At 51.2% G+C, this 22915-nt stretch carries 17 protein-coding genes; 9 read left to right on the top strand and 8 right to left on the bottom strand.

Going from position 1 to position 22915, the window contains the following annotated elements:
- The first annotated feature begins 215 nt into the window (after positions 1–215).
- Together EHSB41UT_RS08160 and EHSB41UT_RS08165 are read left to right on the top strand one after the other, a co-directional pair.
- The gene (locus tag EHSB41UT_RS08160) at positions 216–3128 is read left to right on the top strand and encodes a hypothetical protein (protein ID WP_087108612.1); all 2913 of its coding nucleotides are present in this window, start codon (positions 216–218) and stop codon (positions 3126–3128) included.
- 150 nt (positions 3129–3278) lie between these two features.
- Positions 3279–5780, top strand: a complete 2502-nt coding sequence (locus tag EHSB41UT_RS08165) for a hybrid sensor histidine kinase/response regulator (protein ID WP_087108614.1) — start codon at positions 3279–3281, stop codon at positions 5778–5780.
- Here EHSB41UT_RS08165 and msrB read toward each other — a convergent pair.
- Complete coding sequence (gene msrB / locus EHSB41UT_RS08170) at positions 5726–6142, bottom strand: peptide-methionine (R)-S-oxide reductase MsrB (RefSeq protein ID WP_087108616.1); 417 nt, start codon at positions 6140–6142, stop codon at positions 5726–5728. The two genes, EHSB41UT_RS08165 and msrB, sit on opposite strands and share 55 nt — an antisense overlap.
- Positions 6143–6234: 92 nt before the next feature.
- On the opposite strand from msrB, the gene EHSB41UT_RS08175 reads away from it, so the two are divergent.
- The 3 genes from EHSB41UT_RS08175 to htpX all read left to right on the top strand — a co-directional run bounded on the left by EHSB41UT_RS08175 (position 6235) and on the right by htpX (position 9355).
- The gene (locus EHSB41UT_RS08175; protein WP_087108618.1) at positions 6235–7476 is read left to right on the top strand and encodes a pyridoxal phosphate-dependent aminotransferase; all 1242 of its coding nucleotides are present in this window, start codon (positions 6235–6237) and stop codon (positions 7474–7476) included.
- Positions 7477–7599: 123 nt separating this feature from the next.
- Entirely contained in the window at positions 7600–8391 is a 792-nt protein-coding gene (locus EHSB41UT_RS08180) for a class I SAM-dependent DNA methyltransferase (protein ID WP_087108620.1), read from the top strand.
- Positions 8392–8494: 103 nt separating this feature from the next.
- Entirely contained in the window at positions 8495–9355 is an 861-nt protein-coding gene (gene htpX / locus EHSB41UT_RS08185) for a protease HtpX (RefSeq protein ID WP_087108622.1), read from the top strand.
- Positions 9356–9433: 78 nt separating this feature from the next.
- On the opposite strand, the gene EHSB41UT_RS08190 is transcribed toward htpX, so the two are convergent.
- The 3 genes from EHSB41UT_RS08190 to pdxB form a co-directional block, all read right to left on the bottom strand.
- Positions 9434–10519: a serine/threonine protein kinase gene (locus EHSB41UT_RS08190; RefSeq protein ID WP_087108624.1), complete on the bottom strand. Its 1086-nt coding sequence runs from the start codon at positions 10517–10519 to the stop codon at positions 9434–9436.
- A 105-nt stretch (positions 10520–10624) separates the two neighbouring features.
- Positions 10625–11779, bottom strand: a complete 1155-nt coding sequence (locus tag EHSB41UT_RS08195; RefSeq protein WP_087108626.1) for an ATP-NAD kinase family protein — start codon at positions 11777–11779, stop codon at positions 10625–10627.
- A gap of 23 nt (positions 11780–11802) precedes the next feature.
- Positions 11803–12978, bottom strand: coding sequence for a 4-phosphoerythronate dehydrogenase PdxB (gene pdxB, locus EHSB41UT_RS08200; protein WP_087108628.1), 1176 nt, complete (start codon positions 12976–12978; stop codon positions 11803–11805).
- Between the two features lie 85 nt (positions 12979–13063).
- On the opposite strand from pdxB, the gene EHSB41UT_RS08205 reads away from it, so the two are divergent.
- Complete coding sequence (locus EHSB41UT_RS08205) at positions 13064–13642, top strand: elongation factor P hydroxylase (protein ID WP_087108630.1); 579 nt, start codon at positions 13064–13066, stop codon at positions 13640–13642.
- On the opposite strand, the gene EHSB41UT_RS08210 is transcribed toward EHSB41UT_RS08205, so the two are convergent.
- Positions 13639–15105: an SLC13 family permease gene (locus tag EHSB41UT_RS08210; RefSeq protein ID WP_242667263.1), complete on the bottom strand. Its 1467-nt coding sequence runs from the start codon at positions 15103–15105 to the stop codon at positions 13639–13641. The genes EHSB41UT_RS08205 and EHSB41UT_RS08210 overlap by 4 nt on opposite strands.
- A gap of 215 nt (positions 15106–15320) precedes the next feature.
- Here EHSB41UT_RS08210 and EHSB41UT_RS08215 point away from each other — a divergent pair, with 215 nt between their 5' ends.
- Positions 15321–16700, top strand: a complete 1380-nt coding sequence (locus EHSB41UT_RS08215) for an MATE family efflux transporter (RefSeq protein ID WP_087108632.1) — start codon at positions 15321–15323, stop codon at positions 16698–16700.
- Between the two features lie 155 nt (positions 16701–16855).
- Positions 16856–17584 (top strand): hypothetical protein, encoded by a 729-nt coding sequence (locus EHSB41UT_RS08220; protein ID WP_087108635.1) that lies wholly within the window; start codon positions 16856–16858, stop codon positions 17582–17584.
- Here EHSB41UT_RS08220 and EHSB41UT_RS08225 read toward each other — a convergent pair.
- Both EHSB41UT_RS08225 and tusA read right to left on the bottom strand, forming a co-directional pair.
- Complete coding sequence (locus EHSB41UT_RS08225) at positions 17578–19593, bottom strand: hypothetical protein (RefSeq protein WP_165767188.1); 2016 nt, start codon at positions 19591–19593, stop codon at positions 17578–17580. The two genes, EHSB41UT_RS08220 and EHSB41UT_RS08225, sit on opposite strands and share 7 nt — an antisense overlap.
- A 138-nt stretch (positions 19594–19731) precedes the next feature.
- Positions 19732–19974 carry a sulfurtransferase TusA gene (tusA, locus tag EHSB41UT_RS08235; RefSeq protein ID WP_087108641.1) on the bottom strand — a complete coding sequence of 81 codons (243 nt, stop codon included), beginning with the start codon at positions 19972–19974 and terminating at the stop codon, positions 19732–19734.
- Positions 19975–20116: 142 nt separating this feature from the next.
- Between tusA and EHSB41UT_RS08240 the strand changes: the two genes are divergently transcribed.
- The gene (locus EHSB41UT_RS08240; protein WP_087108643.1) at positions 20117–20398 is read left to right on the top strand and encodes an antibiotic biosynthesis monooxygenase family protein; all 282 of its coding nucleotides are present in this window, start codon (positions 20117–20119) and stop codon (positions 20396–20398) included.
- A gap of 75 nt (positions 20399–20473) precedes the next feature.
- Here the strand turns inward: EHSB41UT_RS08240 and EHSB41UT_RS08245 are convergent, their stop codons facing one another.
- Positions 20474–22900, bottom strand: a complete 2427-nt coding sequence (locus EHSB41UT_RS08245; protein WP_133060441.1) for a hypothetical protein — start codon at positions 22898–22900, stop codon at positions 20474–20476.
- Positions 22901–22915: the final 15 nt, after the last annotated feature.

The raw sequence follows: 22915 nt of genomic DNA on the forward strand, positions 1-22915 counted from the left end.
AAATAGAAGACCTTCAGCGTCTATTCATCATTCTTAAAAAGAATAACAAACCTCAGAATTAACAGTTCTTATAACAAAAGAAATTAACTCACCGCTTGTTTCTGACTTTTTCTGTCCATTTCTTGCAAGACTGTCATCCCCTGCTAGATATACCTCGAAAATTTTATATGCATTTTTCTTAGACCAATCTGCCGGAGCATTGCAGAGGAATAATTATGCCGGGTATACAGAATCCGAAGATTGATTCAGGCCGTTTGTTGTTGTCCGCCAGCATTGCAGCTGTTGCTACTCAGGTAACTGCGGATCCTGCAACCCATATGTACGCTATGGGAGGTGCGCTGGCAGGCAGTAACAGCTACGCATTCTCACCAGCGACCCACGATACGATTAAGCAACACCCGGAATGGCACTGGCTGCCCGGATACAAGTGGAACAGCCTCTCCAAAAATCCGTACTCCTTTGCAGACCGTACCTGGGAAGCCCTCTCCGGCGAAATTGGCCCGGTGGTTTCGGTCTTTGCACTCCACTACCTCTCCAAACGTCTGGGTACCCATTATCAACTGCTGACAGCTGAGAATGGTGATGATGTTGCTGATTACGTCTGGCGTCTCGGTGAAGCCGTTGGCGACTACGCCAGCAGTGACAGTACCTCCGAGCTGCTCTGGAGACTGTTTGCCAGTAACGTCGACAAGCTGAACGTCAGTGATTATCTGGATCAATCCGATTCCAGCCGCATGGGCAAGAATGTATTCTGGCTGTTCAAGCGGGCTCTGGCCTACGCCCCAATGATGAAGAATGCGATTCCGGAAACTCTTCGTCAGCACGTTCTTCATTCCGTAGGCTTTGCCGGTATCGCCTTTGATACGCCGGTACTCAATGAACACTTCGCCCTGACCTTTATCAGCTCCAGCTCCGCCGATGATCCAGGTCGTCCGAAGAATGCTTATCTGGATCTGGACTTTGTCAGAAACAAAACCCCGTTCGCTGATCCAGAAGGTCGCTTTGAAAATGCTCTTGCTGAACTGGAAAAAGCCAGTGCAGAAAACAACGTCACCCGCGTTCGTTTCTACCCGGCAATCCTGGGTGACCAGCGTCGTGGCGGTAAGCTGGCGCTATTCGTTCGCTTCTATGTCAACGATCAGCCAAGCTCTCTGATTCGCTTCCCGGCTGAATTTGGTTCCAGCCATGATCGCACCTGGTGGACCGATGCCGTTGACCGGGGCATTCTGCAGGGCGTTTACAACAGTGACCAGTACACTGTTGTTAAGATGTTGAATGAACTGGCCAGCTACAAGAAGAACCTGATCACCCCAATCTCTGACCGGGTTCTGGAAAAACTGCCGGCATTGATGAAGTGGGCTGCAGAACGTCCACCAGCCAATGACCACGGATTCAAGTTTGAACAGCAGATGCACACGGCTCTTGAGCCGGACATCATTACTGTTGATGGCGGCATTAATCTTGGTCTTCCCGACAAGCCCAAGCAGTCTGTTCACCACACCGCTATTAATGCCGGTGACAACGGCTTCCTGTTCATTGATGACTACTTCAGCCAGCGGGTTGAGCTGCCCATCATGACCATGGTGACCCGCAGCCGTTATGGTGACATCAAGCCTGATGACCTGCTCAAACTTGAGAAGCATCTGCCTTGGCAGAACTACCGTGGCTCAAACAAGCTGGCAATGACCTTCATGAAGAATCAGGCCTACACCTGGCTGGTCAGCAATCTGATGAAGGCGCGTTCTGAAGAGCTGAAGGAACACCGGGAGAAGACCAAGAAGTACTCCGCTCTGCTGGGCACTTCTGATGCCATGGTCATCGACATGCTGCACCGCTTTGAAGAGCAGCTGGTTGAAGAAGGCAAAGATCTGCAGACTGCTTACGATGAACAGCTTGATGCTGTTAAAACCAAAAACAAGAGTACGCAGAAGCAGTACAACAAGCTTAAGAACGAGTACGGCAAGCTAAAAACTGAACATGCCAAATCCGTGAAGAATCAGGATCTGGCAGATAAAGCTCTGGAAGCCGCCAAGAAGACAGAAAAGGATGGTGAAGGGCGTATTGAGGAACAGGTCAAGGCTCTGCCGAAAAAAGGCAAAGAGAAGTTTGAAGAGCTGAAAACACGTCTGGCTGCCGTTGCGGATGCACAGGAAGCTAACGACAAGAAGGCACTTAGAGAAGCCAGAGCCAACCTGAAAGATCTGGTTGCCGACAAAAAGCTGAAACTGCAGCCTGTTCAACAGGCTCTCGAAGGACAGAACAAGCTCAAGCAGGCAACCACAGCCGCTCAGGAAAAAATTGAAGAGAACAAAGAAGATATTAAGAAGCACCAATTGGATATGGATGCCAAGAAGTCTGAGATGATGGCGGTTGCCAAAGACAATAAGGAAATTGCCAAGCTTGCAGAACTGGAAATCCTGCTGAACATTAGCCGTGCCGCTGAACGTGACAATGTGGATGCAGAAGATCTGCAGAACAATATCGAAGAGTCCAAGAAGCTGGGTAATATCCTCAAGCTCAGCACTGGAAACAGCGTGGTTGATGTTGTTAAAGAGTCCGTTGGCACTTTGATGAAGGCTATTCCAAACCCTCTGCCAAAATCAAAAGCCAAGAGCTCAGCTTCAGAAGATCAGGACGATGACAAAAACAAAGGCAAGAAAGCCAAGAAAAAGGCCGAGGATAAGCCTGAGGGAAGTAAGCGCCCAGTCCGCAGCAAAGGGAAAAAAGTAGCAGATCCGGTAGAGTCATCGGAAACTCAGGAGTCCACTGCTTCTGAGCCGCAGGAATCTTCTGCACAGGAAAGTTCACAGGAGAGCAGCGAGGCAACACCGCCACCTAAAGGTGGCAAGAAGCCTGCAGCAAAGGCAACGCCTAAGGGTGGAAAAAAGCCAGCTCCTAAAGCAGCACCAAAGGGCGGCAAAAAAACTGCAGCCAAAGCAACACCAGCAGGCAAGAAGCCCGCAGCAAAGGCAGCACCTCCTAAGGGCGGTAAAAATCCAGCCCCTAAAGCAACGCCAGAAGGTGGTAAGAAGTTACCAGCCAGAGCTGCAAGAGGGAAAAAAGCCGTAACACCTGAAGAGTCTTCCGCTGAAGAATCCTCAGCAAAAGAGTCCGCTGTTAAAGAGTAATATCAAGGGTTGGCTTGTGTAATAGGAAAAGGCAGTGCTTAACAGCATTGCCTTTTTCTTTTGTGTACCGGTTCTGGAAACTGCTGATACCGCATCTTACAACTTCCGCTGCCTCCCTCTCTGCACCTGTCTGGTCAAGCAGCATCATTGATGGATACAATGATTGACCAGAATAAAAATCACCCTGACAGGCATGTCGTGGACAAGAACCTTCATTTCAGTCAAAGACTCTCCTTTCGCCAGACCCGATATGCCCTGACTGTCGCCTTTATTATTGGGCTGGTATTCAGCACGTTGAATATCACTATCGATTACCGCCAACAGGATCTGGCCATTGATCAGGAGGTGCGCGCCCTTCTGGAAATCAGCACCGCCCCTGCGGCCCGTATTGCCTACAACATTGATACTGAACTGGCACAGGAACTGTTAAATGGCCTGCTCAGCTATCCTGCCCTTTCTCATGCTGAACTGCGTGATGAGTTTGGTAATCAGCTTGGCAGCGTATCGAGGGAACTGACTCAGGATAAAGCCCGCGGGATTGGCGATTTTCTTTTCGGTCGCAGCCGGGTTTACCGACAGGCACTACGGGTCGATTTTGATCCTGATGCTCTGCTTGGCTATCTGCAATTTGAAATTGATACCTATTCGTTTGGCGAGGCGTTTATACAGAGGGCTTTCCTGTCGTTCCTCTCCGCCCTGCTCAAAGGCTTTTGCATGGCCCTGATTCTGCTGCTGCTTTTCTACCGGATGCTGACTTCACCTCTGACAGCCATCAGTCGAACTCTGAAAGAACTGCGCGGTAATAACAACACTAACAATACGGCACTGGTTCAGATTCCCTGCCCACCAGAACATCAGGAAGACGAAATTGGCAAGCTGGTCGATGAGATTAATAACCTGCTTTATGCCACCCGCAGCAACGAGAAACGACGATACCGGGCCGAGCGTCAGCTGCGTGATCATTTGATAGCTCTGGAAAACAAGGTTGCGGATCGCACTGCGGAAATGACCCGCCACAACCATCTGCTGAGTCAATCCAACGAAGAGCTGGCACGTGCTAAAGAGAAAGCGCTCCAGACAGCCAAAGCAAGAGCTACGCTGATGGCCAGTATGAGCCATGAGATCCGTACACCGTTGAATAGTGTTATGGGCATGGTCGATCTGGCTCTTTCGGAAAGTCAGGACCTCAAACAGTGTGAACGCCTGCAGCAAGCCCATGATGCCGGCCAGCAACTGCTGGAACTGTTAACGGATATTCTCGATTTCTCCCGCTTTGAATCAGGCAAGCTGATCTTTGAAAGCACCCCGTTCAACCCTGAAAACATTCTTGAACGAACCACCGCCATGTTTGCCCAGCAGGCAGAAAGTAAAGGGCTATGTCTGCAAAGTACGATTTATGATTCTGTCCCCCACCAGCTGGTCGGCGACCCAACCCGCCTCCAGCAGATCATTGTTAATCTGATCAGCAATGCCATTAAATTCACGCCATCGGGCTATGTCTCTCTGGAAGCCAAAACAGAGACAGTCAATGATGTCCTGATGCTCAATGTCTTTGTACGTGACAGCGGCATCGGTATCCCTGATTCCTCACTGGATACGGTTTTCGACTATTACTCCCAGGCCAGCCAGGATACCAACCGCCTGTTTGGTGGAACCGGTCTGGGTCTGGCGCTGTCCCGTAATATGGCTGAGGCTATGGGCGGTAAACTGCAGGTTAGCCGCAACAGCAACGGTGGCAGTACCTTTAAACTGGTGATCCCCTATGCCGGCACAGAACGCTCAGGTAATCACGGCTCCATAAGTACAGGTTCGGTACTGGAACGCATTCCCCATCCGGTACAGATCCTTGCACCACCAAAAACAGCGCAGGCTCTTTCCGTCTACTGCCAACGTTTGGCTACCTCCGTGACAGTTCTGCCCTGGTCAGGACCATGGCCACCTCAGGAATTTATTCACTCGGACCGTACGCTTCTGATTGCTCCACAGAGTTTTGCAGACTTCCTGCCCGATACGCTGCGCCACACTTCGCCGGAGAAAATTATTTACCTGAAAGATGGCTCCGGGGTCGAGGTATCACCTTCATCTACCCTCGTCTCGCAACCTATTCGACGAGAACGGATACAGCAGGCACTGAGTTCTGTGGCCAGTGAAGCCAAACCATCTCTGGATACGTCCGGAAACAAAAACCTTCACGGCAAAGCCAACCAAGGTACAGCCCGCATTCTGGTTGCAGAAGATAACCCAACCAATCTGTTGATTATTGAAGAAGTGTTACTTCATGCCGGCTTTGAGGTCATAACCTGCAAAAATGGACAACTGGCGGTCGAGGCCTGTGAACAGTCTACCAACGAACAACCAGCCTACGATCTGATTCTTATGGATTGCAATATGCCGGTGCTCAGCGGCTATCAGGCCAGCGAAAAAATCCGGGGCATGCCGAAATATCATCATGTTCCCATCATTGCGCTCACCGCCAATGCCTTTGAACAGGATCGTGATCAGTGTCTCTCTAACGGCATGCAGGACTATCTGAGCAAGCCCTTCGATCATAAAACGCTGGTCGCCAAAATTGAGCACTGGCTACAGGACGATGGTGATTACTCCGTATCGGGGTCAGCAGCAAAGTTCAGGGAAACCGAGTTAACGCAGTAACGCAGTCCGGTTGGAGGTGGGCCATCCGGAAACACATGCCCCAAGTGGCACTCACAATGGGCACAGAGTATTTCAGTGCGGGACATACCCAGTGAGTTGTCTTCACGGTAGAGAATGGCGGCATCATCCACAGGCTGCCAATAGCTGGGCCAGCCACAGCCACTGTCAAACTTGGCATCCGAGCGAAACAAGGGCCTCAGGCAACCGGTGCAGCCGTATAAACCCGCGTCCTTATGGTCAACATACTCGCCAGAAAAAGGACGCTCCGTCCCGCCTTCCCGGCAGACATGGTACTGCTCAGGTGTGAGTTTCTGACGCCATTCGTCATCAGTTCGCACCATCTTGGAGGATCTTTCCGTCATTTTGTTATTCCACAAGAAGTAATCGTGTCGCACCCTAATGCACCGGTGTATTATAAGGCAGTCATCAATGAAACTGGCACTTGATAGTCACCATGCAGGATATCCAGAAGTCGAGCAAGCTGCTCAATGTCTGCTATGAAATTCGCGGGCCTGTTCTCCATGAGGCCCGTCGGCTCGAAGAAGAAGGTCAGCGCATTCTGAAACTGAACATCGGCAACCCGGCCCCGTTTGGTTTTGACGCACCAGAAGAAATTATTCAGGACATGATCCTGAACCTGCCTTCGGCCCAGGGTTACTGTGATGCCAAGGGGCTGTTTTCCGCCCGTAAAGCCGTTATGCAATACACCCAGCAGCGCGGCATTGCCGACGTTACCATCGACGATATTTTTATTGGTAACGGCGTCAGTGAACTGATCGTGATGTCCATGCAGGGACTGCTCAACAACGGTGACGAGATTCTGGTTCCGGCGCCGGACTACCCGCTCTGGACTGCGGCCGTAACGCTTTCCGGCGGCAGTGCTGTGCACTATATCAAGGATGAACAGTCTGACTGGTACCCAGATCTGGAAGATATGCGCAGCAAGATCACCAGCAAGACCCGCGGTATTGTCGTTATCAACCCGAATAACCCGACAGGCGCCGTTTATCCACGGGAGATTCTTGAAGGCATTGTTGAGCTGGCCCGGGAGTTCAACCTGATCCTGTTTGCCGACGAGATATACGACAAGATTCTTTACGATGATGCCGAGCATATTGCTCTGGCTTCTATGGCACCGGATGTCTTGTGTATCACCTTTAACGGTCTGTCCAAATCCTGGCGGGCTGCCGGCTTCCGCAGTGGGTGGATGGTCATGAGCGGTGCGAAAGACGCTGCCCGAGATTACCATGATGGTCTGCAGATGCTCGCATCCATGCGTCTGTGTGCCAACGTTCCGGCCCAGCATGCCATTCAAACGGCACTGGGGGGCTACCAAAGTATCAATGATCTGGTTCTTCCCGGTGGTCGTCTGAAGGAGCAGCGGGATGTGGCCTGGGAGAAGCTTGTCGAAATCCCAGGCGTCAGCTGTGTTAAGCCTAAAGGCGCGCTGTATCTGTTCCCTAAGCTTGATCCGAAGATGTACCCCATTGAGGATGACGAACAGATGGTGATGGATCTGCTGAAGCAGGAGAAGATTCTGTTAGTTCAGGGAACCGGCTTTAACTGGCCAACCCATGATCACGTTCGTATTGTTACCCTGCCTCGGGTTGATGAACTGTCAGAAGCCATTGAGAAGTTCGGGCGCTTCCTTGATCGCCTGCATCGCCGAACCAAGCCTCGGGTTTTCACCTCCTGATACCCTTTTGCCTTCATGCTGCACAGCATGAAGGCTTTTCTTTAAGCCACTCTTCCCATCTTCCGCGCATCCTCTGGTCAGCCATCTATAGTGTCATCCCCATAAATCAAAAGACCTGACACTATGGCCCGCCACTCTCGCTTTACTCTTGCACTCAGTCTGCTGATGGCATGGCTCACGCAGCCGGTTTTGGCTGCCAATACCATGCAATACAGTGAACAGACGGCAGAACGCTACCTGCACTTTAACTGGTTGGCGAAAAGCCTGCTGGAGCCGGTTCTCCAAAAAGCCCTGCAAGACTACCATCCGGCAACGGATACCGCTCTGGCTCTGGATTATGGCTGTGGTACCGGTATTGCTATCCCGTATCTGAAGAAGGCCGGATACCGGGTCGAGGGTGTGGATATTGAGCCGAATATGCTCGCAGCCGCCCTGACCGCACACATGGATGTACCTTTTACCCGCATCACTTCCGGCAAGATTCCCCGCCCTGAGAATACCTACGATCTGGCACTGGCCAGTTACGTGATTGTTGAGATTGGCGACCGAGATGAAATCATCAACATCTTTAAGGATATCTATCGCACCCTGAAGCCCGGAGGCGTTCTTGTGGTTATGGGTAGCTCCGATGAACGCCACAATCCGGACCGGCAATGGGCCAGCAAAGACGTGGACTTTCCGGAAAACAGAAACCGGGTCAGTGGCTCACGGGTTCACTCCCGTTACAGCAAACAGGATCTGGATTTCTACGACTACTTCTGGAGTACAGAAGACTACCGAGACTTCTTCACCCAGTCCGGATTCAACCTTCTTGAGCACCAACAACCATTGGCAACGGATGATGGACGGGGTTACTGGAAAGACGAGCTGACGATCCCCGCCACCTCGCTCTTTGTTGCCCAAAAGCCATACTAGAAACGTCATTTGAGACAATTCGGTACAATTTCAGGATTGAATATCCATGCCGAAGTCTCCATAAAGGCAGTGTTGTCCCACGATATTGGAGAATAAACAGGGCATGAAACGCATTTTCTTATTCCTGGCTACCAACCTGGCAGTTGTGCTGGTACTGGGTATTGTCACCAGCCTGATTGGACTGAACACCCGGACCATGGGCGGTCTGATGGGATTCGCCATTATCTTCGGCTTCGGTGGTGCGTTTTTCTCACTGGCCATATCCCGCTGGATGGCGGTGAAGTCCACCGGTGCGCAGGTTATTGAACAACCCCGCAATGGCACTGAGCAATGGTTGATGGAAACCGTTGCCCGTCAGGCTCAAGCGGCCGGTATTGCCATGCCACAGGTGGCTATTTACGACTCCCCTGATATTAACGCCTTCGCAACCGGCCCCAGCAAGAACAAAGCGCTGGTCGCGGTGAGTACCGGCCTGATCCGCAGTATGAATCAGGACGAAGCGGAAGCGGTTGTGGGTCACGAAGTTTCCCACGTTGCCAACGGAGATATGGTGACCCTGACCTTGATCCAGGGTGTTGTGAACACCTTCGTGATCTTTATTGCCCGCGCAATCGCCATGGTGATTGATAACTTCCTGCGCAGTGATGACGAAGAAGGCGGTGGTCTGGGCATGTTCGCCTATATGGGTGTGGTCTTTGTTCTGGAAGCGATTCTGGGAATCGGTGCCAGCATGATTGTCGCCTGGTTCTCCCGTCAGCGTGAGTTCCGTGCCGATGAGGGCGGCGCCCAACTGGCTGGCCGTGAAAAAATGATTGCCGCACTGGAGCGTCTGCGCCAGAGCCATGAACCGCAACTGCAGGGTTCGATGATGGCATTCGGCATCAACGGTGGTCGCAGCATGGCAGAAATGTTTATGAGCCACCCGCCACTGGAAAAGCGGATCGCTCACCTGCGTAGCCTCTGATCCTCATAGCACTCTCAATAGAGAACTCTCAATAAGGCCATCCCATGATGGCCTTATTTCGTTATGGGCGTTCGTTGTTTAACCCATATCTGTGCCGCGCGCTCTGGCTTCACAAAAGCGCTTCTGCAAGCTCTTCAAGGCTTCCAGATATTCTGCAGGTGATATGCGACTTTGTGGCACCAGATGCATAACAGGCCGAATTAGCTGTTCCTTCATGGCTTTTTGCACAGGCGGGCTACCAAAAGGCCCATCTGTTCGTACCCGGCCACGCAGTTTTGGAAGCTGATGCACAATCATTTGCCGATGATAACGTCCGCCATCATGCAATGTATCAAAGTCATGGATTTTCCCATCCTGGATTTCCCAGCAACACTGAATACCCAGAAATTCATACATCATTGTGGACGTGAGGTAGCCTAGACCGTAGCTGTCGGTCTGACTTGTCAGTGGCGTTGTCGATAACACCTTGTATTCATAGCGCCCATCGTCAGCCACCCAGTAACCGGACAACTCCGGAGGCAGGTAAAAACAACTGGGATCATAGGGCAACATTCCGATACGCCCCAATGGCTCTGAAATACCAAAGTCAGTCAGCTTACAGCGCTGTTCATGGGTCAGCAGAATATTGCTCGGTTTGATATCAACAAACAGCCAGTTTTGCGCATTTAGAAAGCAGACTCCCTCGGCCACATCCCGAAGCTGCTGCAGCCTGAGAGATAGAGATACCGCCTCTTTCATGGCAATACTGTCGCTTAACGCGCGGGGGAGACGTTCCATTACCAGAATCTTGTGTCCATTCAGTTCAGCTGTCCCCACAAAAGCCACAATATTGTCAGGCTGCAAAGGGGTAACGGCAGAAAAGATCCGACACTCTCGCTCAAACTCGGCATGATGCTTAGAAACAACATACTTGCCTCTGTTTTGCACCAGGTTCAGAGAATAGATTTTCAAAGCAACCTGACGCTGCCCAAAACGGCCCTCGTATACCTCAGACTGAGCGCCCTTGCCTATCCGGGAGCCCATCACAACCTGAGGGGATTCCGTTTGTCTATGCGGTGACCTTGAGCGGTGCGCACTGCAAGGTTGTCTCTGTCGGCCACGGCCACGACCACGGGATGCCCGTGGTCGCTGAGACGGGGAGGGACTGGAAGGGCTGACCTGCATGTTAACTCTGCTCTCGGAAGACCGGTTCAAACCACTAAAGAACCAAATTTCCGTCAGAGGTTCCCGAAGCGACTAACCAACTGGGCAGAGTGCCGGTTCCGGGCGTTAATGTGAGGTCAGCGGATAGAGAACAGCATCATGGTAACCAGTGATCACCTTGATGGTGCCTGATAAACGACGATCCAGCTCCGGACTGCCGGAGTCCACCAGCAAAGGGCGGCCTTCCAGAGCTTTCAACTTGGTTTTGGTAGCCACCACCTGCAGACCATCCATCCCCTCCTTTTGGAGGACGGCTTCAACAATCGCTGCGCTTATCTGCTGATTGCCCCGTCCCAGAATATGCCCCTGCCCACCAATAGCGGTAATCAGGATTCTGACCGGACCAGCACCGCTGGCAAGATGGTGTTCGAGATGTTTCCACACCGCCTGCTCGCTGGCATCGGCGGCCAGACATTGGCCATTGCAAAACACATCTACGCCCAGCAAGGTACTTTCCAGCCCCAAACACTCAAAGACACCTTTGGTAGTAGAACCCGGGCCGGCAATCAGAAGCATATGATCTTCCAGCGTCTCGTTGAGATCATCGGCAATATCCTGCAGAACCAGCTCTTCGACTTCTCGACCGCCCTGCTTGACGTTCTGCAGAAACTGGCCAGCTTCCGGCACTAATAGTTCACCATAATGGCGGGCTTTAACCCGCCCTTCCCGAAAGGCCTGCTCATCCAGATCACGAACATCACGACTGCGGATATCGGTCAGCTGTCCGGTAATCAGCCCCCGCACAATTTCCCCTGCAGCTCCCGGCGTAACCCCATACACACCGGAATGGATTTTGACGCCAGCCGGAATACCCAGCACCGGCTGACCTTCGGGAAGAACATCACAAATATTTCTGGCGGTGCCATCCCCACCGGCAAACAGCAGCAGATCCACACCCTGTGCAGCAATGGCTTGTGCGGCTTTCAATGTATCTTCAGCACAGCTTTGCTCGGCGCTGGCATGTCCAAGAACCTTGTGAGCAAAGCCCATATCGGCCAGCAGGTTTTCCCCCATATCCCCGCCCCAGGTCAGAAACTGCACCTTATCGGTCAGGTTCTGGAACTTCTCCAGCGCCACACGAGTTCTTTGTTCGGCTTTCGGCTGCGCACCACTGGCCAGAGCCTTGGCAACGGTTTCAGCGCCGTCACTGCCTTTCAGCCCAACGGCACCACCGATGCCGGCCAGAGGATTAATAATCAAACCAAGGGTCAGAGTCGCCATATGCTGTTCTTCTTGATGACTTATTATTTGCCAGACTCAATACTGAATCCGATTCCTGCCAATTCTCTCTCCAGAGCGTTTGCCGTCTCCGGCACTTGCACAGTCAACGTATTAAATTCCCTGCGCTTGGGGTAGTGACGCCGCAACTGGTCAAAGCCCTTTACCAAAGCAGACGTATCATCTCCTGCAGTTTTCGCCAAAGCTCTCAGACAATGATCATCACGACGGATGTCGTACAGAAGCCGAATAGATGCCGCTGTGATTTCAGCAATATTCTCTCCAGCCGCAGACAATGTCTGCAGCGCAGGAACCGGAGCAATCGTATCTAAAGAAATATCTGCAGGCGTATTCAACCACTGACACATGGCCTGATAGATCATTTCCGTACCACGCACCTTGCCATCCACGCTGTAACCGGCAATATGAGGCGTGCCCAGGGCCACCAGTTCCAGCAGTTCAGTGGACAAGGCAGGTTCATTCTCCCAAACATCCAAAACAGCCGTGATCGGACTATCAGACTGAAGTCGCCTGATCAGAGCCACATTATCGACAACTTCACCACGGCCAGCATTGATCAGTACTGAGCCTTCTTTCAGACGTGAGAGCCGCTCACCATCCAGTAGGTGCCAGGTTGGCTCCTCTCCGGACTGAGTCAGCGGTGTATGCAACGAGATGATATCCGCGCCTTCTACCAGCTCATCAATGGAGACCTGATCAGGCGTCTCTTTAAATGGATCACAGACCAGACACTTTATGTCCAGTTGCTGCAACCGAGTATAAAGACGGGAACCCACCTGACCATAGCCAACAATCCCAAAGACCTTGCCTTCGATATTCAGGCCCTGTCCGTCCGAAAGAGCATTGAGAGCGGTAAAGACATAATCGACAACCGCATCTGCATTACAGCCCGCCGCAGAGGCAAATCCGATCTGGTTATCCTCAAGCCACTGGGTATCAATATGGTCGGTGCCGCTGGTTGCAGTGGCGACAAATTTTACCGAACTTCCCGCCAGCAGATGCTCGTTCACCTCGGTGACAGAGCGCACCAGAAGCACATCCGCATCGGCAACATCAGCAGGCGTCATGGACCGGCCCGGCAGCTTTCGGATACTGCCAAAGCCGGCAAAAAATTCATTCAGTAGGGGAATATTCTCATCGGCAACAATGGTTAATTCTGCGCCCGAGCTCTGTTTTGGCATTCTTTCTTGTCCAGAAGCTTTGCGGTTGTGCAGGATGGTATAATGCGCCCCAACAGAATCGCAACTAAAGACCACCCGCTGCTTTATGGCGCACACTATTTACAACATCAATAACAAGATTACCCAGCATAACGATCAGGATCTGATCAGGATCTTTAATAATTGTTTCCACAATTCCTACAACACGATCCTGCAGGGCGGTGCTCCCGAGCCGCTCTATACGCCTGCGGACGAGGCTCAGCCTGCCCGTATTGATTACCGGGATGACTATTTTGCCAGCGCCCTGCATGAGATTGCTCACTGGTGCATTGCCGGAAAGCAGCGCCGTCTGCAGGAGGATTTCGGTTACTGGTATGAGCCGGATGGCCGCAGTCACGAGCAACAGGCTTTGTTTGAAAAGGTCGAGGTCAAACCGCAGGCCATGGAGTGGATATTTTCACTCTGCTGCCGGGCTCCATTTCGGATCAGTGCCGACAATCTGATGACCGGTAACAGCTGTAGCGACACCTTCAGGCTGGCTGTAGAACAACAGGCTCGGAACTATCTGATGAATGGTCTGCCAGAACGAGCCGGTGTGTTTGCCCGGGCTCTGGCTGACTTTTACAGGAGCGGCGAGTATCCAACACTGGCCGAGCTTCCTCAAAAGCGTTCTGTGCCGGCTTAAAAGACAATCCCGACCAGCCAGTAGGACAGCAGCCCAATAACCACAATACCGGCCAGATTCAAAATCAGACCACTGCGCAGCATCTGCCGAATGCTCAGCATGCCGGAGCCAAAGACAATGGCATTCGGCGGTGTAGCAACCGGCAGCATAAAGGCACAGCTGGCGGCCAGGGTCGCAGGAATGGCAAGTAAGGCAGGTGGAATATCCAGAGATAGAGCCAAGGCTCCCAGCGGCGGAAGAAACGCCGCAGTGGTGGCAGCATTACTGGTAATTTCGGTCAGGAAGATAATCACGGTAACGACCAGCAGGGCAGCAGCCAGCTCGGTCCCGCCCGGAATGACCGACATCTGGGTGGCTACCCAAGTGGCCAGCCCGCTCTTCTGAATCATCGCGGCAATACTCAGGCCACCGCCAAAAAGTAACAGGACATCCCAGGGCAGCTTCTTCATGGTCTGCCAGTTCATCACGAACTCCAGGGAACGCATCTGCACAGGCAACAGGAATAAAGCCATTCCGGCAATAATTGCGATCAAGGTGTCGGATAAGGGTAAGCCTGGAAAGAGCTGTATCAGTAACGGTCGGGACAACCAGCTCAGAGCCGCCAGTACAAACACAACCGCAACCATCTTCTCACCGCGATTCATACGCCCCAGCTGCTGCATATCGTCCTGAAGCTGCTGCCGGACCGCCGGACTCTGGTCCGCACTCAGCTGATAGCCGCCACGACTTAACCACCAGCCGGTAATCATCAGCATCAACAGGGAAACCGGCAAACCGACGGCCATCCACTGGGCAAAGCCAATGGTCATGCCGTAATTGTCTTCGAGAAAGGCTGCCAGCAAGGCATTGGGAGGCGTGCCAATCAAAGTTGCCATACCGCCAATGGAAGCGCCATAGGCAATGGCTAATAACAGGGCCGGAGGGAAACCTCGGGAAAGCGCCCCTTCTTCTCTCAGCATCTGGATGACCGAAACCCCGATAGGCAGCATCATTACAGCGGTCGCGGTATTGCTGACCCACATACTCAGAAAGGCTGTAGCCATCATAAAGCCGATAACCAGCCGCTGCTCACCGGTTCCGGTTTTGAGCATCACATGAATAGCAATGCGGCGGTGCAGTCCCCAGCGCTCCATGGCCAGCCCGAGCATAAACCCGCCCAGATAGAGAAAGATCACCGGATGGGCGTAAGGAGCCGCAGCCACATCCAGCTTCACCAGCCCCAGCAAAGGCCCCATAACCAGCGGCAGAAGCGCTGTAATGGCAATCGGCATGATCTCCAGCGCCCACCAGACAGCCATCATCAAAGCCAGCCCTGCACAGCGCCAGGCCGCTTCTGACAAGCCCTCCGGCGCATCAATAAACAGTGGGATCAGCGCAAAGACCGGGCCCAGCACAAAGCCCAGCTTCCAGAGCATATGGTTCTTTTCTTCGACCGGATCTTCAATTTGCGGGAAGTCAGTCACGGTTCTGCCCTGTCGCGTTATCGGGGAGGAGCACTCTTCTTAGGTATCGTCACAGGCGCTATAAACCGTAATCTGGCGCGGCTTATCGGCGTAGGGGTTTTCAAATTGTTTTGAATGATTAAACTATGCTCCGCTTATAGGCACATCCCACTGATACCCCATTCTCGCTATGGTGCTCAACTCCGGGTATTACGTTTGGATGTCATCTCTCCTTAATGAATAACCATAACTCTACAGTTTCCCGCTTTTTTGCGGAGTGCCGTGCTCTGCTTGTTTTGTCGATGCCGATCATTGCCTCACAACTGGCAACTGCGGCAATGAACTTTGTTGATACCACTATGGCTGGTCAGGTCAGTGCTCAGGACCTTGCTGCGATTGCGGTAGGCGGCAGTCTCTGGATGCCGGTCAGTCTGCTGTTACGTGGCATTCTTATGGCACTCACCCCAATGATCGCCCACCATCGTGGTGCGGGTCTCAGCCTGCCGATCACCAAAGACCTGGGCCAGACCGGTTGGATAGCCCTCATCTGCAGCATCATCCTGATTGCCTATCTGCTGATGGCGAAACCCATTCTGGTGTTTATGGATGTCGCACCGGAGATTGTTCCAATTGCCAGCGACTACCTGTTGGCTCTGGCCTTTGGCGTACCCGGCATCGCCCTGTTCTACACCTTCAACAGTTTCTGTGAAGGCATGAGCAATACCCGTGCGCCGATGCTGATTGCCATTGCCGGCCTGCTGCTGAATATTCCGGTGAACTATGTGCTGATTTACGGCAAGTTTGGCCTTCCCGCACTGGGCGCCGTGGGCTGTGGCTGGGCAACCAGTCTGGTGTTCTGGATCATGGCTGGTCTGATGTATCTGTACCTGAGCAAGCATCATGCTTATCAGCAGCATCTGGACAAACGGGAAATGAAGCCTGATCTCTCCCGCATGGGCGATATCTTTAAGCTGGGTTTCCCGATCGGTATCAATATCTTTGTATGCGGCAGTATCTTTGCTGTGATCGCACTGCTGATCGGTAAGCTGGGGGCGAACAATGTGGCGTCTCACCAGATTGCCCTGAACTTCTCCAGCCTGACCTATATGATCCCGATGAGTCTTTCCTTTGGTATCACCATCCGGACCGGCTTGGCACTGGGCGAAGGCAGCTTTAACGAAGCCCGTTTGCGAGCCATCACCGGGATTATTCTCGCAGCCTGCTGTTCTTCGGTTTCCGCCACCTTCATTCTGCTGTTCCCGGAAGTCATTATCAGCCTCTACACCCGCAACCCAGAGGTTGCTCACGGTGCAGCTATGCTGCTGGTTTATGCCTCGGTGTATCAAATCTCCGATGCGCTGCAGTCTTCTGCCAACGGCGTTTTACGTGGTTTTAAGGACACTAAAATCCCGATGTTTCTGGTGACCTTTGCCTACTGGGGTGTGGCTATGCCGGTAGGTTACTCCCTCGGTCTGACAGACCTGATCGTACCAGCCATGGGCGCAGCTGGATTCTGGATTGGCCTGATTACCGGACTGACCGTTGCTGCAGTACTGTTAATCAGTCGTCTTGTTTTCGTTATGAAGAAAACGGCTCGCAGTCAGGCTCTTGCTTAGAAGCTCCTGAAGAAGCTGCACCTGAAGAAGTTGCTATTGCGAAGAACATGACAGCCTGACAGTTCACCAACTACGCTAAAAGTTAGTCTTTAAAAAATTCAGAGTGACAAGGATGTTGCTCTGCAGAAGCCTTCTTTTTGTGACAGGGATGTGACATGTCGAAAGCGGATAATCCGTCCAACAAAAATAATCAGTCCGATCCGAAATCCCCTGACAATGTGGTGGATATCTTCACCCGTCGTAAAGTCAAAGATCCTGAGAACAATCCCATCGTGCGGCTGGCTCCCGAGCTGGATGGCATCGAGATGCTGTACAGCAATGATGTGAATAAGGAAAAGATGTTCAGCATGAAAATTCTGTGCTGGGCATTGCGCAGAAATGGCGAAGTAGAAGCTATGGTGCCCTGGCTTAGCCGATTGGTATCAGCAGCCAATCTGAAAGACCCATTGAACGGACATTGGGAAGGTTATTACGACAGCCGCCACGAACGCCTGTTCTATGAAGCGCCTGTTCATAAAATTGTTGAGCTGGAAGGCGCTGCCAGCTACTTCCATGAAATCGAAGAAAAAGCCGAAGAGAGTACCGTGATTCAGGAGATTCCGGACAATATCGGAACCCATGCGGTGATGACCAGCAACTCCTTCCAAAGCGTCACTCTGACCCAGATCACCAGCTGGCGGCTGTTTGCTGATGGACAGATCAAAGCCATGATTGCGGATACGGAAAAGATTGATGCCACCCCGGTTCTGGCAGGAGATGAGTGCCTTTACCCCATCCAGGAAAAACCAGAATTTAAATACTTCTTCCACCATATCATCGCCAACAAGATCAAGGCGGGGGATCCTGAGGCGATGGCGGCGTTTTCCCGGTTACTGGATCAGTGATTCCGCCAGCTGGCCCGACCACTCACTCGGCCAGTACCATCATTATATCGACGGACCTCGGGCTGATAACGGCAAAAGTCTTCCGCCTGAAGTATACGGTAATCATCAATCGTGCTTTGAACATCGGGGCTATTGGCAATATTAAAGGCAATACTGGCAGCCTCCCCCCAGTGTCTTGCCCTGTTAACAGGGTCAGGCAGTTCCCGTACATACTGCCGGAAGGGGAATAACTGTTCTTGTTGAGCGAGATCGTTGGCATGATGACCTAATGCGTTCCAACCCGCCCTCCAACCTTCTGGAGCAGATAAAACAGCGGCTTTGATCTTTTCAAAAATGCGTTTCTGAAGCGTTATAACGGCGGTACCCTCACAATCTCGCATAAGAGAATTCATGGTAAGAGCATATTCGTTAAGCATCGCATAAATGCCTGTTGAGTCAGCTTCGGTCAGTTGCTGATAAATTTCACAGGCTTCAAGCAATCGGCCTTGACTGGAAAGATTCTGGGCTCTTAACCGATAACCCAGCGTTGCTTTGCCACGATATTGTTTTAAAGCATGTTCTGCCTGTTCCCGGTCCCCCATGGCGACATAAAGCAAACCAGCAACAACCCAACAGCGGGACCTGTTATGGGGGGCCAAACGGGTCAGATTTTCTGCGTACTCACTTAGCTCCAACCGCTCATTATCACCCAGGGTGATAGGTGCAAATAGACTGTCCGATCCTCTGTTTTTTTTAATCTCGGATAGTCGGGCTTCCGCTTTAAGACGCAGTATTGAAGAGGTTTCCACGGACACATAATGCCGAAGGCTATACATTTTCTCGATAAGTTCAGGAATTTCCTCCGCCCGTCCCCAGCTTAACAACACATCGCCGAGATGAATCAGCACCCTGCTGATCAGTCGTTCATAGCGCCCCTGATTATGTCCCCGCACATACAGCTCTTCCACTGGATCACTTTCAAGCTCAGCAAGCAGTGACCGGGCTTTCTGCTCATCATCCGGTGATTCTTGCAAAAGCCATACAGGCAGACAGATAACCCGAGCCTGGTAAAACAGAAAAATCGGGAGCCAGTCGCCATGCGTGCGGGCCTGTGCGAGCACCTTGACAGCATCTTCACAGAGTTGATCAAGCAACTGACCAATAATCCTGGGGGATGACGTATCCTGCATCTGGGAAACACTGAGCCAGCCAAGATAGCAAGTCCAAAAGGTAAAGGCCCCGAAAGGGTTGCTCTCCAGAGCCTGCAGATACCTGTCTCGCATATCCCCGCCTTCAATCCATTCCAGACAATGATCGGCAAAAGACAGCTCTTGAAACTCTATGGCATACCAGAACATACAGGAGAGATACTCAGCCTGGTGCTCAGGCTCCATAAGATTGAACGTATCCCGATCGGAAACAACGTCCCGAAGAAACTGAATGCTTTCAGGCGGTTGTTTATTCCCCTTGATATCACCAAAGTTATAAAAACAGTCATGGGCATAGCGATCCAGCGCCTTGGCTTTAAGCTTCTGGTACTCCTGATACGACCGCGGATTTTTTAAATACTCATAAGGCTCAAGCCGTTTCATCCAGGTCAGAGCTTTACGGTAATCACCACCAAACACCATAAGCGCAGCATAACGAAACAACAGTTGCGTATGGAGAGAGCGGCGCTCAGGGAGACGTTCTTGAAGAAGATCCTCATAAACACGCTGAAAATCCTTTTCGTAATCCTGAACAAAATGCTGAAAGTGACGATCATGGCCGTCACTTTCCACCTTACCAAGATGACTCACTCTTTCGTGCAGGGCTCGAATGCGCTGCGTCTGTTCTTGAGAATAAGCGGATTCCTGCCTGTGCCCGAGATTATTCTTCTGACCTTCTGGCGTGTTATGAGGTTGGTGATACGGGTGAACGCGATAACCATGAAAGGTCTTTCGTTCGGGCCGTTCGTGCTCGGGGCTGTGCCGGTACTCTCGTCTATCGGATCGTCTGGCGCTATGGGGTGAATAGTGGGATGTGTACATGGCTGGCAGCCCCTGAGCTATCAATAACAGGGGTTAGACACCAATCTGGCCAGCGGGTTGGAGAAAGGAGGACTCATGGCAGGCATCCTGACCATCTGGTCAGGATTCGACCCTCACCTCAGAACAGTTCGGATCAGATCAGGCCGCCTCACTTTTACGGATATGGTAGAAATAGCAATTATCCCGTTCTTCCTGAGCCAGCAGTTCATGATCCAGAAAGTTACAAAACTTAGGGATATCCCGGGTGGTAGACGGATCGGTGGCAATCACTTCCACAATATCCCCCGCAGACATCTCGCGGACAGCCTTGTGCAGCAGCATCACCGGCTCAGGGCAGGTCAGGCCAGTAGTATCAAGGGTTCGGGAGATGGAATAGGACATGCTCAAAGTACTCGGAAATCCAACAAAGCGGTAAAGATACGGCTAAAAGTTCAGCCACAACAGGCGAAAACAGTTTAATAGACCAGAAAGCACTCTAATAGACTAACCACCACATGAAAAGACTTGGATAGGGAGTTGTCCCATGATCAAGGTTATTATCGACCGGACTGTCGCTCAGGGGCTTGAGAAGCACTACGACCACTGCCTGAAGAAAAGCGCCTCCTTGATGGATACGGCAACTGGTTTTCTGGGCAGTGAGACGCTGAAGGATATCAACAACCCCAGCCACCGGGTTACGGTCAGCCTTTGGGATAATGTCCAGTGCTGGAGCCAGTGGCTGCAATCCGATGCCCGACGAGAGCTGCATAGCCAGATTGATCAGTTATTGGATCATGAGGAGCGGGTTGTGGTGTTGAGCCGGTGAGATTTAGATACTTAAACACTTGTTAATGGAAGCCCGGCAGAAATGCCGGGCTTCCACGTTTTAATATGGGAAGGCTTAAAAAGGTGTAGCAACGATATTGGACTGAATTCTCATATTATAAATAACCGCTTCGTTGACGAGAGGCTGAGAGCCGATATTAATAGAGTCTATTCGCAGTTCATTAAACTCTGTAAGCAAGTTGATCGCAAACCCCTGATCTCCAGCACTATTTTCTGCCACGTCAAGATTCAAGGTATTGGTCAACGCACCATCGGGTGTCGAAACGCCAAAGAGTTCCAGATATCCCTCTTCATTATCTTTGTCTGGCGTCCATTTCAAGGTATTCACCTTTGCTAGAGAAGCATCATCACCCTCATTATTCAATGTGCCACGGTAATCAATATACGAGCCTCCGGCTGGTAGCAGTTCATTACTCAGGAAAATAGTAACGCCCTGATCACCACGCTCAGGATCACCGCCTGTTGATATCGCAACATTCATATTCTGATGTTCCGTCAGCGCTAATTGGCCAAAGCTATTGGCATCCGTCAGGCTGTCTGCACTGCCCAGATGAATACCTGAAATAGACTTATGCCCAAATACATTACTGCGGAAGTAAAGCGCCTCACGCTCTGGGCGCTCAATCGTCCCATCGCTATCCATAAAGACGAAATCAGTCACCCCTCCCTCTATATCCAGTGTGGCATTTCGGATACTGGACTGAATATCCATGCCATCAGACCAGATACCGCAGCCATTAAAGCAACGGCTTCCCTCTTCGGGATCGTAATTTAAAAATAACCCGCCACGGGAATTCGTGATCACAGAGTCCACATTCATAGTGATACCTTCGCCCTGAAAGCCACCACCATCAAGGAAGACATTCATATCCCAGTCTTCAAACTCGAAAGCCTGGTATAGTCGAAGCAGATAGAGGAACTCCGTCCCCCCCTGTAGATTCGCATAGTCTGGTAGAGCATCAGCATCTGTCTGGACCGAAATACCACGTAGTCGCCAGGCTCCACTTAAATCCGTTAAAGCAAGACGAATCCCACTGGTCAAGTTTGAAGTGGGCGAGGCATTAATATCGTATGCGGAATCCCGACGCACTACATCAATGGCAGCGGTGCCTGTACCATAGGAAGCAAGGCCAGCGAACCAGACATAAGCCCCTTTATCCTGAACATCATCGGCGTAACGTAAATTACCATCACTCATATTCCAGGAAAGATCTGCGGTGATACCACTATCGCCCTCAGCACCTCCGGCATATAACTTGAGGCTATTGTAAGGAATAGAGCTTGTATTGGTTTCTCCAGTAATCGTGTTGGTATCGTTAAATGTAAACTGGCCGAATACTTCCCCCAGACTCTTACTGCTGCTACCGATAAATATATCTTCTACACCAAAACGAAGATTTAAATTTTCATAAGCAACAAGAATATAGTCTTGAGTACCCGGAGCGCCCTTCATAAGATCCAAGGTAATTCCTTCTGGCACTGTCAGCTTGCCAAAATAGTTGGCAAGGCCAAGCTTCTGACCAGTGTCAATACCACCATCCCACCAGAAAATCTGGTTCTTGTTGTCATCCTTGCTGGCTGCAGTAAGACAGTCCCCCTTCAATCCCCCTGCACAGTTTGTTGCCAGAGTGGGATTGAAATTGATCCCAGAATCTGGAGAAACTCCCCCAGAGCGAACTACCAATGACCCATCAAACTCAAGCCTTGCTTCAAGTGCTCCATAGCTTTCACTAAAGCGATCCTCTCCAAGGTCCGCATCATAAGGATCGTTGTATATATCCTGTATGGTCAAACTGGTATTGATTTTATTTAGATCAAGAGAAACGAAATCCCCATTTGCATCCTCAGCCACACGCCAATTTGCAAAAGAATCTGGTGCATCAGTAGTGGATGCAGAAAATGTAATACCTTGTAAAAGGAGGTCGTGACTCCGGCGCTCTCCTTCTTCACTTGTGTAAGCGTCCAAATAACGTATCGAGGAATCTTTAATACCAAGCTTGCCACGAAGTTTAATACCTGGACTTCCTGCTGAAATTTTAACGGTTCCGTCCAGCTGGTAATCTGTAATCAAACCACCAAAACTTCTGTCAAAATTATCTCCCAGATAAATACCATCAACCGTCAGACGCCTTTTGCTCTGCTCAATATCCAAAATCAGCCCTTCCAAAGCACTGACATCCATACGCACTTTTGAAGTTAGCGTAGAAGGGCCACCTTCCGCCTGACCAATTCCGATATTTTTAAACGTGGCTTTGCTGCCATCACCAGCAGATTGCCAGACCAGCTCGTCAATAGTTACTGCTTGCTTCTGTTTATTAAGCGAGGAATTAGAATTCTGCAAAGCCTCCTGCTGGATCTCCAAAGTAATACCAGCCCGACCGTTTACCGCAGACAAATCATCATCAGCGAGAATTTCCAAAGCTGCCTGGGCACTATTACAACCAATCAGAGAGAAGAGACAAATTATTGTTATTTTTTTCATGCCAAGAGCCTTCAT

Origin of the sequence: Parendozoicomonas haliclonae (assembly GCF_900174585.1) — a bacterium.
Taxonomy (GTDB): Bacteria; Pseudomonadota; Gammaproteobacteria; order Pseudomonadales; family Endozoicomonadaceae; genus Sansalvadorimonas; species Sansalvadorimonas haliclonae.

Excerpts from the sequence above, each read along its gene's own strand:
- EHSB41UT_RS08160 (WP_087108612.1), top strand. The coding sequence starts at position 216 with ATGCCGGGTATACAGAATCCGAAGATTGATTCAGGCCGTTTGTTGTTG.
- EHSB41UT_RS08165 (WP_087108614.1), top strand. The coding sequence starts at position 3,279 with ATGGATACAATGATTGACCAGAATAAAAATCACCCTGACAGGCATGTC.
- msrB (WP_087108616.1), bottom strand. The coding sequence starts at position 6,142 with ATGACGGAAAGATCCTCCAAGATGGTGCGAACTGATGACGAATGGCGT.
- EHSB41UT_RS08175 (WP_087108618.1), top strand. The coding sequence starts at position 6,235 with ATGCAGGATATCCAGAAGTCGAGCAAGCTGCTCAATGTCTGCTATGAA.
- EHSB41UT_RS08180 (WP_087108620.1), top strand. The coding sequence starts at position 7,600 with ATGGCCCGCCACTCTCGCTTTACTCTTGCACTCAGTCTGCTGATGGCA.
- htpX (WP_087108622.1), top strand. The coding sequence starts at position 8,495 with ATGAAACGCATTTTCTTATTCCTGGCTACCAACCTGGCAGTTGTGCTG.
- EHSB41UT_RS08190 (WP_087108624.1), bottom strand. The coding sequence starts at position 10,519 with ATGCAGGTCAGCCCTTCCAGTCCCTCCCCGTCTCAGCGACCACGGGCA.
- EHSB41UT_RS08195 (WP_087108626.1), bottom strand. The coding sequence starts at position 11,779 with ATGGCGACTCTGACCCTTGGTTTGATTATTAATCCTCTGGCCGGCATC.
- pdxB (WP_087108628.1), bottom strand. The coding sequence starts at position 12,978 with ATGCCAAAACAGAGCTCGGGCGCAGAATTAACCATTGTTGCCGATGAG.
- EHSB41UT_RS08205 (WP_087108630.1), top strand. The coding sequence starts at position 13,064 with ATGGCGCACACTATTTACAACATCAATAACAAGATTACCCAGCATAAC.
- EHSB41UT_RS08215 (WP_087108632.1), top strand. The coding sequence starts at position 15,321 with ATGAATAACCATAACTCTACAGTTTCCCGCTTTTTTGCGGAGTGCCGT.
- EHSB41UT_RS08220 (WP_087108635.1), top strand. The coding sequence starts at position 16,856 with ATGTCGAAAGCGGATAATCCGTCCAACAAAAATAATCAGTCCGATCCG.
- EHSB41UT_RS08225 (WP_165767188.1), bottom strand. The coding sequence starts at position 19,593 with ATGTACACATCCCACTATTCACCCCATAGCGCCAGACGATCCGATAGA.
- tusA (WP_087108641.1), bottom strand. The coding sequence starts at position 19,974 with ATGTCCTATTCCATCTCCCGAACCCTTGATACTACTGGCCTGACCTGC.
- EHSB41UT_RS08240 (WP_087108643.1), top strand. The coding sequence starts at position 20,117 with ATGATCAAGGTTATTATCGACCGGACTGTCGCTCAGGGGCTTGAGAAG.
- EHSB41UT_RS08245 (WP_133060441.1), bottom strand. The coding sequence starts at position 22,900 with ATGAAAAAAATAACAATAATTTGTCTCTTCTCTCTGATTGGTTGTAAT.